The 11,768-nt window shown below is 69.7% G+C and carries 12 protein-coding genes and 1 pseudogene; 9 read left to right on the forward strand and 4 right to left on the reverse strand.

Features of this window, described 5'->3' with window-relative positions; all coding sequences use genetic code 11:
* Nucleotide 1: 1 nt before the first annotated feature.
* Nucleotides 2-568 carry a nucleosidase gene (locus Vlu01_RS23620; RefSeq protein ID WP_204003385.1) on the reverse strand — a complete coding sequence of 189 codons (567 nt, stop codon included), beginning with the start codon at nucleotides 566-568 and terminating at the stop codon, nucleotides 2-4.
* Nucleotides 569-662: 94 nt separating this feature from the next.
* On the opposite strand from Vlu01_RS23620, the gene Vlu01_RS23625 reads away from it, so the two are divergent.
* Nucleotides 663-1,739: a PIN domain-containing protein gene (locus Vlu01_RS23625; protein ID WP_204003386.1), complete on the forward strand. Its 1,077-nt coding sequence runs from the start codon at nucleotides 663-665 to the stop codon at nucleotides 1,737-1,739.
* A 15-nt stretch (nucleotides 1,740-1,754) separates the two neighbouring features.
* Here the strand turns inward: Vlu01_RS23625 and Vlu01_RS23630 are convergent, their stop codons facing one another.
* Nucleotides 1,755-2,522, reverse strand: a complete 768-nt coding sequence (locus tag Vlu01_RS23630) for an ABC transporter permease (protein ID WP_204003387.1) — start codon at nucleotides 2,520-2,522, stop codon at nucleotides 1,755-1,757.
* Entirely contained in the window at nucleotides 2,519-3,259 is a 741-nt protein-coding gene (locus Vlu01_RS23635; protein WP_204003389.1) for an ABC transporter ATP-binding protein, read from the reverse strand. The genes Vlu01_RS23630 and Vlu01_RS23635 overlap by 4 nt, the downstream gene beginning before the upstream one ends.
* Before the next feature lie 184 nt (nucleotides 3,260-3,443).
* Here Vlu01_RS23635 and Vlu01_RS23640 point away from each other — a divergent pair, with 184 nt between their 5' ends.
* Together Vlu01_RS23640 and Vlu01_RS23645 are read left to right on the forward strand one after the other, a co-directional pair.
* A complete protein-coding gene (locus tag Vlu01_RS23640; RefSeq protein WP_204003391.1) occupies nucleotides 3,444-4,547 on the forward strand; it encodes a sensor histidine kinase in 1,104 nt (367 codons plus the stop codon).
* A complete protein-coding gene (locus Vlu01_RS23645; RefSeq protein WP_204003395.1) occupies nucleotides 4,544-5,188 on the forward strand; it encodes a response regulator in 645 nt (214 codons plus the stop codon). The genes Vlu01_RS23640 and Vlu01_RS23645 overlap by 4 nt, the downstream gene beginning before the upstream one ends.
* A 434-nt stretch (nucleotides 5,189-5,622) precedes the next feature.
* On the opposite strand, the pseudogene Vlu01_RS23650 reads toward Vlu01_RS23645, so the two are convergent.
* A pseudogene (locus Vlu01_RS23650) lies at nucleotides 5,623-7,014 on the reverse strand (LVIVD repeat-containing protein); the annotation flags it as partial.
* A gap of 227 nt (nucleotides 7,015-7,241) precedes the next feature.
* On the opposite strand from Vlu01_RS23650, the gene Vlu01_RS23655 reads away from it, so the two are divergent.
* The 6 genes from Vlu01_RS23655 (at nucleotide 7,242) to Vlu01_RS23680 (ending at nucleotide 11,760) form a co-directional block, all read left to right on the forward strand.
* Nucleotides 7,242-7,985: a DUF305 domain-containing protein gene (locus Vlu01_RS23655; protein ID WP_204003401.1), complete on the forward strand. Its 744-nt coding sequence runs from the start codon at nucleotides 7,242-7,244 to the stop codon at nucleotides 7,983-7,985.
* 305 nt (nucleotides 7,986-8,290) lie between these two features.
* Nucleotides 8,291-9,097 carry a cellulose binding domain-containing protein gene (locus Vlu01_RS23660; RefSeq protein ID WP_204003405.1) on the forward strand — a complete coding sequence of 269 codons (807 nt, stop codon included), beginning with the start codon at nucleotides 8,291-8,293 and terminating at the stop codon, nucleotides 9,095-9,097.
* Between the two features lie 72 nt (nucleotides 9,098-9,169).
* A complete protein-coding gene (locus tag Vlu01_RS23665) occupies nucleotides 9,170-9,808 on the forward strand; it encodes a transporter (protein ID WP_204003408.1) in 639 nt (212 codons plus the stop codon).
* A complete protein-coding gene (locus Vlu01_RS23670) occupies nucleotides 9,805-10,116 on the forward strand; it encodes a transcriptional regulator (protein WP_204003411.1) in 312 nt (103 codons plus the stop codon). Before Vlu01_RS23665 ends, Vlu01_RS23670 begins: the two co-directional genes overlap by 4 nt.
* The gene (locus tag Vlu01_RS23675) at nucleotides 10,113-11,012 is read left to right on the forward strand and encodes an ABC transporter ATP-binding protein (protein WP_204003414.1); all 900 of its coding nucleotides are present in this window, start codon (nucleotides 10,113-10,115) and stop codon (nucleotides 11,010-11,012) included. The genes Vlu01_RS23670 and Vlu01_RS23675 overlap by 4 nt, the downstream gene beginning before the upstream one ends.
* Nucleotides 11,013-11,022: 10 nt before the next feature.
* On the forward strand, nucleotides 11,023-11,760 hold the full coding sequence (locus tag Vlu01_RS23680; RefSeq protein ID WP_204003417.1) for an ABC transporter permease: 738 nt from the start codon (nucleotides 11,023-11,025) through the stop codon (nucleotides 11,758-11,760).
* The last annotated feature ends 8 nt before the right edge of the window (nucleotides 11,761-11,768 follow it).

Raw genomic sequence — 11,768 nt, forward strand, 5'->3', positions numbered from 1 at the left:
GTCAGAGGTTGGCCCGTACCCAGCCGGCGAGCAGCCGGGCGCAATCGTCCACCGATTCCTTCCAGGTGCGGTCGGCACCGGCGCCGGCTTCGTCGCTGACCTGCTTCACCACGCGGACCGGCACGCCGAACGCGTGCGCCGTCGACGCCACCGCGTACCCCTCCATGTCCACCAGATGGGCGCGGCGGCCCAGCGCCGCGCGGGCCTCGTCGTCGGCGATGAACTGGTCACCGGTGGCCAGCGTCGGGCCGTCCCCCAGGGCCAGGGTTGCGCCGACGGTCTGGCCGGTGAGCCGGCGGATGAACTCGGTGTCCAGGTCGTGTTGGAGGACGCTGCCGATCTCGTGGGTACCGGTCCAACCCGGGTGCAGGGCACCCGCGGTGCCGAGGTTGACCAGCACCGACGGAAGCGGTTGACGAGCCAGCGTCGCCGCGACCGCAGCGGCGGCGTTGACTTTCCCCATCCCGGTGAGCAGCACCGGAAGTTTCGCGTCGAGATACGCGGCCTCCTCGGCGATGGCCAGGACGAGCAGCGGACGGTCCGGGCTGATCGTTCCGCGAAGATTCATCGGGCGATGGTAGCCGCTGTCCGCGATGGTCCCGCTCGGCGTGGTGCCACCGGCACCGGGCTTGGTGGCGGCCGCACCGACGTACGCTGCCAGGGTGGAGCATGAAGACCGGATCGCCCTGTTTCTGGACTACGAGAACCTGGCACTGGGGGTGCGTGACCACCACGGCGGGGCGATGTTCGACTTCCGGCCGATCGCCGACGCGCTGGCCGAGCGTGGGCGGGTGGTGGTGCGCCGGGCGTACGCCGACTGGTCGTACTTCGACGAGGACCGGCGGATGCTGACCCGCTCGCACGTCGAGCTGATCGAGATTCCGCAGCGGATGGGTGCCACGCGTAAGAACGCCGCAGACATCAAGATGGCCGTCGACGCGATCGAGTTGGCCTTCGAACGCCAATACATCTCCACGTTCGTCCTCTGCACCGGCGACAGCGACTTCACCCCGCTGGTGCACAAGCTCCGCGAACTCAACAAGCAGGTGATCGGGGTGGGGGTGGAGAATTCCACCTCCGCCCTGCTGCCCCCCGCGTGTGACGAGTTCCTCTACTACGACCGGCTGGAGGGCGTCGACATCCTGCCGACGCGGGGGCGACGTACCCGGCCGTCCCGGTTGCCCGAACCTGAGCCGCAGCCCGCCGACCAGGTGGAAATTGAGGCGCCGCCGACGGAGGAGCCGTCCCGGGACGCGGACGCGCTCGCCGTCCTCGTCGCGCAGACCGTCGCGGGTCTGCAGGGCAGTTCCGGTGGGGAGGTGACCGCGTCGCGGTTGAAGCGGACGCTGTTGCGCAAGGATCCCACCTTCAGCGAGTCCGACCACGGATTCCGTACCTTTGGTGAACTGCTGCGCCACCTCGCCGACCTGCGGGTGATCGAACTCGCGGAGGGCCCGGCCAAGGGTGACCCGGAGGTGTCCCTGCCGGAACACGGCGACCGGGAGACCGCATTCGCGCTGCTCGGTTCCGTGGTGCGGGATCTCGGTGGTGAGACCGGCGAGGTGGCCCTGTCCGGCCTGAAGAACCAGCTCCGCCGGGTGCGGCCGGACTTCAGCGAGAAGAAGCTGGGCTACCGCGGCTTTCTGCAGTTCTGCAAGGCCGCTGCCACGGAAGGAGCCGTCGGCCTGCGGTGGAGCGCCGATGCGGACGATTACCTGCTCACCGGCAAGCCGTCCTGACCGGCCGACCGCCGGTCACTCCCAGCGGAACAGCAGGCTCGCGACCACGGCTCCGACGACGACCGTCGCGCCGAGGCCGATCAGGTTGGCCGCCGACACGGCAGCACCGGCCCACGCGGACGACAGTGCCTCGACGGCCGCGCCGAACGGCAGCCAGCCACCGATCTCGGCCAGCGGCTCCGGCAGGGAGTCGCGGCCGCCGAACATGCCGCCGAGGGCGCCGAGGACGAAGAAGGCGACCAGGCCGATGGCGACGGCGGAGTTGGGGGTGGGCGCGACCGCGGCGACGATCATGCCGGTGCTGTACATCGCCGCCATCGCCAACGCGACCACCCCGACCGCCGTGCCGAGGTTGGCGGGCGCACCGGCGTTGAAGGCCAGGATCGCGACGATCAGGGCGGCCGCGATGCCGAGCAACGACTGGAGAATGCTGACAATGGCCTGGGCGGCGAGGACCATGGCCGGTGACGCGGGAGTGACCCCCAGCCGGCGGAGGATCCCGGAGCGTCGGTAGTAGGCGAGGAAGCTCGGCATGTTGATGATGCCGACGATCGCGATGACCATCGTGAACACCAGCGGCAGGACGTACAGCTCCAGCGCCGTGCGCCCGCTGTCGACGACCGTCCGGCTCGCGGAGGAGGCACTGGTCAACATGATCAGCAACGGCAGGCAGAGGGGGACCACCAGCCCGGCCGTGTCCCGGACGACCATCTTCGCCTCACACCCGATGAGCGTGAGCAGCGAGCGCAGCCCGGGCCGACGGGCCTCGACGAGAGTATTCATGCGGCGTCCTCCTCCAGTTGCCGGCCGGTGAGTGCGACGAACGCGTCGTCGAGGGTCGCGGTGCGTGCGAGTGTGCGCAGTGCCGCCGGGGTGTCCAGCGCGACGACACGTCCGGCGTCGAGCATCGCCACGCGGTCGCAGAGCCGCTCGACCTCCTCCATGAAGTGACTGACGAGCAGCACGGTGACCCCTTCGGAGCTGAGTCGCTCGACCGTTCCCCACATCCGACGCCGTGCCTTCGGGTCGAGCCCGGTGGTCAGTTCGTCGAGAATCACCACCCGGGGACGCCCGGCGATGGCGAGGGCGATGGAGAGCCGCTGCTGCTGACCGCCGGATAGCTTCTCGAAGCGGGTCCGGCGCTGGTCGGTCAGCTCGACCATGTCCAACAGCTCGTCGGTCGACCGGGGGTCCGGGTAGAAGCTGCGGTAGAGATCGACCAGCTCCGTGACCCGTAGCGCGTGGTGCAGGTAGGCCTGCTGCAACTGCACGCCGAGGACCTGTCGCAGTTGTGCCCGGTCGCGGCGCGGATCGAGACCGAGCACGCGTATCCGCCCGTGATCGGGTACGCGCAGCCCGGCGATCATCTCGACGGTCGTCGTCTTGCCGGCGCCGTTGACGCCGACCACACCGACCGCCTCGCCAGCCTCGACCCGCAGACTCACGTCGACGACCGCCTGGGCACGGCGGTAGCTCTTGGCGAGGTTCTCGGCGACGATCGCCGGTTCGGAGCTGTTCATGCCTCGATGCTAGGAACGGTCCCGGCTCGTGTCGCGTCCCGAAAGTCATCACCTGCGGGCGTTACTTCTGGCACGGGTTGGCTGGCCACGGCCCGATCTAGTGCGGTGTCCAACGCCGCCGGTCGTCGGCTGGGCCCGGTGCGGCCCGGTGAACGTTTCTGGCCACCGCACTAGAGTGGGTGTCATGCGACGCGTCGGGACAGACGAGTGGTCCGGCCTCGCGATGCTCGTGGTGGCGGTCGCCGTCGCTGCTCCCGGCCTCTTGGGCGCGATCGGAACCACGATTCCGCAGGGCTGGTGGGTCGTGATCTTCGTCGGTTACCTGGTCGCCATGCTCGCCGCGGTAGCGACCCGCGCGGCCAGTCGGATCCGGTACGTGGCGTTCTCCGCGAGCGTCGTCGCGGCCTGGGCCCTGCTGCTGTCCGCATCGGGCCAGGGACTGCTGCCGGTGCTGCTGGTCCTCACCGCTGCCGTGAGCGTGTACGTGGTGCCGATCCGGGTGGGGCTGCTGGTCGTGGTCGGCAACACCCTGGTGATCGCCTTCGGGGCCGTGTCAGGCATGCGCAGCGTGACCGACGGTGCCATTCTTCTGGGTTTCTACCTGCTTATCCAGGTGGCGGCGTTGCTCAGCTCGGTCACCCTGCTGCGCGAGCAGCGCATGCGCCGCGAGCTGGCCGAGGCACACGTCGAGTTGCAGGCGGCCAGTGTTCTGCTCTCGGAGTCGGCCGCGACGACGGAACGGCTGCGTATCTCCCGGGAGCTGCACGATCTGATCGGACACCAGCTGACCGTGTTGACCCTGGAACTGGAGACCGCCCGTCACCTGGAGGGCCCGGCCGTCCGTACCCACCTGGAGCGGGCCAACCGGGTCGCCCGGGACCTGCTCGGCGACGTCCGGGCCACGGTCGGGCAGTTGCGAGCCGAAAGCCCCGATCTTGAGCAGGCGTTGCGTCGGGTGACCCGGAACCTGCCGGGTCTCGACGTGACCGTCGACGTGAGCCCGGGGGTCAGGATCGACGAGGACGACAGCGCGGCGTTCGTCCGGGCCACGCAGGAGATCGTCACGAACACCATCCGGCATGCTGACGCGCGTACCCTGCGGATCTCGGTGACCGGCGACGAGCGGGAGACCGTCCTGGAGGCCCGGGACGACGGCCGCGGGGCACCGGAACCGGCCCTCGGCAATGGGCTGCGTGGTCTGGGCGAGCGGTTCGCCGCCCTCGGCGGTGATCTGGCCGTCGACGGCGGCGACGGGTTCCGGGTGACCGCGCGGGTGCCGGCACGATGACCCGGGTGGTGGTGGTCGACGACCAGACGCTCATCCGGCAGGGCATCCGGGGGCTGCTGGAGGTCGCCGGGATCGACGTGGTCGGTGAGGCCGACGACGGTCGTGCCGCGCTCCCGGTCATCGCGGACACCTCGCCCGACGTGATCCTGCTCGACCTGCGGATGCCCCAGTTCGACGGCATCTGGACGCTGGACCGGCTACGCGCGGAGAACGTCGACATCCCGGTGCTGGTGCTGACCACGTTCGACGACGACGAGCTCGTGCTCGCCGCGCTGCGTGCGGGTGCCCGGGGCTACCTGCTCAAGGACGTCACGTTGGAGCAGCTCACCCGGGCGATCCGGACGCTCGCCGACGGCGGCACGCTGATCGCCCCGTCGATCACCGATCGGATGCTGCGGGCGATCCGGTCCGGGCCGTCTCCGGTCGGGCCGGAGGCGGCACCGGTGCAGGGCCTCACCGAACGCGAACAGGAGGTGCTGCGGCTCGTGGCGCGTGGCTACAGCAATCGGGAGATCGCCGAGGTCTTCTTCCTGGCCGAGGGGACTGTCAAGAACCACGTCTCCATGATCCTCACCAAGCTCGGGGCCCGGGACCGCACCAACGCGGTGCTCCGCGCGTTGCACGAGGGAATCCTGGGCTGACCGCCCGCCGCCGGACACGGCTCAGGGGCGCACCGCCGGGCGTACGCGTCGGGCCACCCACTCCGGACCGCGTGCGCCCCACGACAGGGCTCCGGCCCGACGGATCGTCCGCCGGGCCGGAGTGCTGGTGCTGGCTGACCGTGTGGCACGGATCAGCTCGTCCGCACCGATCCGTTGACCTTGCTGTCGCGGATGGTGGCGCCGATGGCGTCCACCGAGCCGTTCACCCGGCTCTCCACGATGGAGACCACGGAGGCGTCGACCGCGTGGATCGAGCCATTCAGATTGGAGTTGAACACGATCAGTCCGGCGCCCGGGTTGACCTTGATCCCTCCGTTCTGGGTCACCCCGTCCATGCAGGTGATCCCGCTCTTGATGGTCATGCTGCCGTTGTGACGTCCGGTCAGGACGGTGGTGCAGGCCGGGTAGCTCGGCTGCGTCTGCACGTTCAGCTCCGTGAAGGCCACCGCGCGGGCGTTGTTGGTACGCGGGTCGTCCAGCTTGAGGACGTCGAAGCCCTTCTGGATGTCGTTGGAGTAGATGTATCCGTTGTGGTAGTAGGTCGACCAGGCCCCACCGAGGACGCGGCGGGTGTCCGAGAGCGGTCCCCGCTCCCAGAAGGCGATCTCGACCGGGTTGGCGGAGTCGGTGAAGTCGATGACCGAGACGCCGCCCTGGTACCAGGCCTGGACCATGATGTCGCGGCCCATCGCCGGGATCAGCGACCCGTTGTGCGCTACGCAGTTCTCCAGGGCGGTGTTCTCCCGCGGAATCTTGAAGTAGCTGCGGAAGACCAGCTCCCGGTCGGCGCCGCTGCCGACGATGTCGTAGATGGCGTTGGCGCCCTGGTTGGCCCGGTAACTGCTGGTGCAGATCGCGCCGCTGCCGCCACCGAGTTCGTCGGTGAAGATCAGCTTGGTGCCGGCGTTGTTGAACGTGGCCGAGTGCCAGAACGCGAAGTTGGTGTCCCGTACCTGGCTGAGGATCACCGGGTTCTCCCGGTCGGAGATGTCCATCAGCACCCCGTCACCCATGCAGGCGCCAGCGGCCAGGTCCAGTTCCGGGTAGGTGGTGATGTCGTGGCAGCCGCTGGTGCTGGTGTTGCCGTCGGTGCCGGGGAAGAGCACCGGGGTGGCCACCACCGAGGCGCTGGTCGGATCCGCCAGCGGCACCTCGATGATCGAGATCTTGTCATGCGGCGGCTTGCAGTAGAACGCGTTGCTCGACGGACTGTACGACTGCACGTAGACGTAGACGCTCTGGTCGTCCTTGCTCGGCACCAGGGTGAGGGTGTGTGATCCACAGTCGGTGCGGACCGACTTGATGTACCGCGGGTTCGCCTTGTCACTGATGTCGAAGATCCGGACGCCCTCCCAGGAGCTCTCCTGGGCCGTCGAACCGCTGCTGCTGTTGCACGAGTCGTCACTGCGTGGCGAGTCGACCGCGAGGAACAACAGGTTGCCGAAGACCGACGGGTCGCCCTGCGCGCCGACGCAGACGACCTGGCTGACGACCTGTGGCGAGGTGGGGTCGCTGATGTCGAAGACGTTGAAGCCGTTGTAGTTGCCGGCGAAGACGTAGTCGCCCTGGAACGCCAGGTCCGAGTTGTACGCGCTCTCGCTGGCGAAGCCGCCGAACTTCGGGATGTTGGCGATCTGCTGGAGGTTGGGGGAGCTGACGATCTCGTCGATCCCCGGGACGGCGTTCGTGGTGGACTCGGCGGCGCCGCTCGCCGGGGCGGTGGCCACACCGGCGACGAGAAGGGCAGCGGTCGCGGCCAGGCTGATGGCCAGCCTCCGACTCCCTCGTGGGGTTGGATCGGACATGTAGGACACCCTTCGTCAAGGATGAGCAGGGGTAGCGGGACGATAACGCCGTCGGCACAAGGGCATCGATGTGCTTGGGGTCACGGTTCCGCAACACCAGGAGGGCCGGCGGGGTGCAAATTGCCGCAGGTGGGACCAACCGATTCTTTCGCCCGGCGCCGCCCTCCCGCCGCAGGTCAACCCCGCGCTAACATCCCGCCAACCTCGACCGACGGCGGGAGGCACGTGTGCTGGGTGTACGGATCCGGGAGCGTCTCGCGCGATCGCGCCGGCTGGCGCTGATCGAGTTGGCGGTGCTGGCGGTGCTGGCCGTCGGGGTGACGCTGGTCCTCTGGGGGCCGGATGGCGACTCCGAGCCGGTCGCGACGTCGAGCACTCCCGCGCCGATCGAGTTGCCCGGCCTGCCGGATGCCACCGCACCGGTGCTGATGCCCGGACGTCCCGGCGAGCCGGCGGCGTCGCTGCCGGCGAACGAGATGTCGGCGATGCCGCGTCCACCGCACAACAACGCCGACGTCCGCTTCGTCACCATGATGATCCCGCACCACGAGCAGGCGCTGGTGATGGCCCGGTTGGCGGCGGACCGGGGTGAGAACCCGCAGCTGAAGATCATCGCGGATCGGATCCTGGCTGCTCAGGGTCCGGAGATCAAGGTGCTGGAGGCGTGGCTGGCCGACCGGGGACTCGACCGTGACTCCGGTGGCGATCATCGGCACCAAATGTCCGGCATGCAGTCGGCAGAGGCGCTGAACCGCCTCACCGCCGCTCGCGGCGCCGAGTTCGACCAGATGTTCGTCGCCATGATGACCGATCACCACCAGGGCGCGATCGACATGGGCAAGGAGGCGCTGACGCTCGGCTCCGACATCAGCGTCAACGAACTGGCCAGCAGCGTCGTGGTGGAGCAGAGCGTCGAGATCAACCGGATGCGTCAGGTGTTGACGGAGGGAGCCGCCGGCGAGGGCGAATGACGCCGGTCGACGCCCGGACCGACATCGTCACCGGCGCGCCCAGGGTCGGCCGTTGGGCTGTTGTATCGGATGTCGGTAACTGGGAGACTCAGGCTCATCGATCGCGTCCGGGAGCCGGTGCGGTCGCGCGACGGCGTGGGCGCCGCGTGTTCATCCGGTCCGGGCAATCCGTTCCCCGTCGTGCCACCGCGAACGTCCCCTGTCGACACCTCGGCAGCAGGTCCGACGCGGTGCCGGACAACCGTACCGGCCACCGGGGTCGGCGCAGCGTCGGCCCGGCCGGTCACCGCCCTTGGAGGTAACCGATGCTCCGCACGTTCGGTGTGGTGCTGACCGCCGCGACCCTGGCCGTTGTCGCCGGGGTCACGACGGCCGGTGCCGCCGACGCCCCGGCCACCCCGCCCCTGGCTCCTCTGTGGACCCCGATGCCGGGGCCGAGTGGGACTCCGCCCCCGCTGCCCCCGAGCGGGACGCCGACGCCGGTTCCGACGGTGGCCTGCCCACCGGTACTGCCGGTCACCGGCCGGGTCACCGACGTCACCGCCACCACCCTCACCATCAGCTACACCCTGCAGTTCAACGGCCTACCGTGCGGCTACGAGCTGCCGATGAGGGTCCTGCTCTTCACCAGCCGTGACGACGCGGAGAAGTGGCAGAACCCTGCGGCCGTGGCGCTCTCCGGCATGGAGCGCTTCGGGCAGGTCACTCTCGACGGGCTGACTCCGGACACCGACTACTGGTTCCGGTTCAGTGACGTCGAGGACCGCCGCGATCCGTACATCATCGAAGGGCCGGTGCGGACGCTGCCCTCGCCCGCCTGCGAAGCGTCGGCCACGATCGACGTCGGTTGGGGCACCGGCTTCCTCGCCACTGTCACCGTCCGCAACGCCGGCAGCGAGCCACTCGACGGCTGGCACGTCCGGTGGCGGTGGTCCGGCGACGAGCGGATCCAGTCGATCTGGGGTGGCGTGCTCGACGGCACGGAGGCGGACGTCACGGTCCGCAACGCGCCGTACAACGGCACCGTGGCCTCGGGTGGCACGACCACCTTCGGTCTGGTCGCGTCGACCAGCACGGTGCCGACCGGGATCACGGTGACCTGCGGACGCTGATCGACCCATGGTGCCGGGTCCCGGGTGGGGCCGCCGTCAGCGCGCTTGACTTTGCATCGTAAAGTAGTTTGCGTGATCGCCGACGATGACCTGCCACCCGAGGACCCGGCCGCCGCCCTACGACTGATCGACGAGCAGCGGGCGAGCGCCGCCCGCCAGTTCGAGCCCGACCCGCGTGCCTACTACTGGCCCTGGGGGCTGGCCTGGCTGATCGGCTTCGGGCTGCACTTCCTCTATTTCTCGCCAGGTGACGCGCCGCTGGTCGACATGCCCTCCTGGCTGCCACTGACCACCCTGTTCGTCCTGCTGACCGCCGCCGCTGTCTTCACCGCGGTGGCCGGTGCCCAGGCGTACGGGCAGGTCACCGGCGAGTCCGCCCGGCGCGGCGCCTGGTACGGCTGGTCCTGGGGGCTGGGCTTCCTGACCCTCTTCGTGATCGCCGGTCGGGTGTCCGACAGCCTGCCGTCAGACCTCGTCGGCCTGCTCTGGTCGGCCCTCGCGGTGGGCCTGACCGGCATCCTGCACATGGCCGGAGGCGCGATCTGGCTGGACCGTCGGCTGTTCCTGCTCGGTATCTGGATCACCGTGGTCAACGTGCTCGGCGTCATCGCCGGCCCCGGCTGGCACGCGCTGGTCGTGGCGGTGGCCGGTGGCGGTGGGATGCTCCTGGCCGGCACGCTCGGTTGGCTACATCGCAAGGGGCGGCCGTGACCGAACTCGACCCGGTCATTCACGCCCAGGCTCGGTTGCGGGTGGTCGCCACGCTGTCCGCGCTGCCCGATTGTGATCAGGTCACCTTCCCCCGTTTGCAGGAGATCCTCGGGATGACCGCCGGGAACCTCTCGGTGCACCTGCGGCGGTTGGAGGAGGCGGGGTACGTCGCCGTCACCAAGACGCACCGGGGACGTACTCCGGTCACCCTGATCGCTCTCACCCGCCGTGGTCGCCTGGCCTTCGAGGAGTACACCGAGGCGATCCGCGCGTTGCTCGCACCCGCCGATGCCAAGGAGACGTCATGATTCTCGCCCGAGCCGAGCAGGCCACCCGACGTTACGGTGACGTGCTGGCCCTCGACCGCGTCGACCTGGACGTGTCGGCCGGGGAACTCGTCGGCCTCCTCGGGCCGAACGGTGCCGGCAAGAGCACCCTGCTCAACCTGCTCGTCGGGCTGCGCCGCCCGACCGGCGGTCGGGTGTTGCTGTTCGGTGGTGACCCGCACGATCCCGCGTACCGTCGACGAGTCGGGGTCACTCCGCAGGAGACCGGGTTGCCCGGATCGCTGCGCGTCGGCGAGGTGGTCGATTTCGTCGGGTCGCACTTTCCCGACCCGGTCCCGCGGGCCGAACTGCTCGACCGGTTCGGCCTGGGGGAGCTCGCCCGGCGGCAGACCGGTGGTCTGTCCGGAGGGCAGCGGCGGCGGCTGGCAGTGGCTCTGGCCTTCGTCGGTCGGCCCCGGCTGGTCCTGCTCGACGAGCCGACCACCGGCCTCGACGTCGAGGCTCGGCACGCGCTGTGGGATGCGATCCGTGCCTTCCACGCCGCCGGCGGCACGGTCCTGCTCACCAGCCACTACCTGGAGGAGATCGAGGCGCTGGCCCAGCGGGTGGTGGTCATCGGGCAGGGCCGGGTGCTCGCCGACGACAGCGTCGCCGCCATCCGCGGAGTGGTCGACCTGCGCCGGGTCAGCCTGACCGTCGACGATCTGCCGGCACTGCCGGACGTGGTCCGGGTGGAACGGGACCGGGAGCGGGTCCACCTGCTCACCGGCGACGCCGACCAACTGGTCCGCAACCTGGTCGCCGCCGGTGTGGCCTTCCGTGACCTGGAGGTCCGACCCACCTCACTGGAGGAGGCGTTCCTCACCATCACCGCCGACAGTCGGCCGGCGGACGCCGGCGTACCGACCACCGTCTGAGGAGATTTCCGTGCAGTACGCCCTGGCCCACGCCCGCTATCAACTGCTGGAACTCGTCCGGACCCCGGTTGCGGTGTTCGGCAGCGCCTTCTTTCCCGCCGTCGCGATGCTCTTCTTCGTGGTGCCGGCGGTCGGCCACGACACCGTCGGCGCCACCTACGCCACCGCCGCCATGGTCACCTTCGCGGTGCTCAGCGCGAACGTCTTCCAGTACGGCATCGGCGTCGCCGAGGACCGGGCCCAGCCGTGGGATCCGTACCTGCGGACCCTGCCGGTGGGGCCGGCGCCCCGATTCGCCGGGCGGGTGCTCGCCGGTCTGACCCTCACCTACCTGTCGCTGCTTCCGGTGGTGCTGATCGCGGCACTGCTCACCGAGGCACGCACCACCGTGGCGGGGTTCGCGCTCGCCGCCGCCACCGTCGCACTGGTATCCGTCCCGTTCACGCTGATGGGGCTGGCCATCGGGTACGCCATGCCGAGCAAGGCGGCGATCGTCGTCGCCCAACTGGTGTTCTTCCCGTTGGCTGTCGGCGGTGGTCTGCTCACCGCACCGGGGCAGGCCCCGGCCTTCATCGAGGCGATCGCGCCGTTCCTGCCGACGCGGGGCGCCGTCGAGCTGATGTGGACGGCGGTCGGCGACTTCCGGCCCGAACCACTTTCGATGATCATGCTCGGCGTGTGGATCGTCGGGCTGGCGGCGCTGGCCGGCTGGGCGTACCGGCGCGACGAGGGACGCCGCTTCTCCTGACCCGGTGC

This window comes from Micromonospora lutea (assembly GCF_016863535.1).
Classification (GTDB): domain Bacteria; phylum Actinomycetota; class Actinomycetes; order Mycobacteriales; family Micromonosporaceae; genus Micromonospora; species Micromonospora lutea.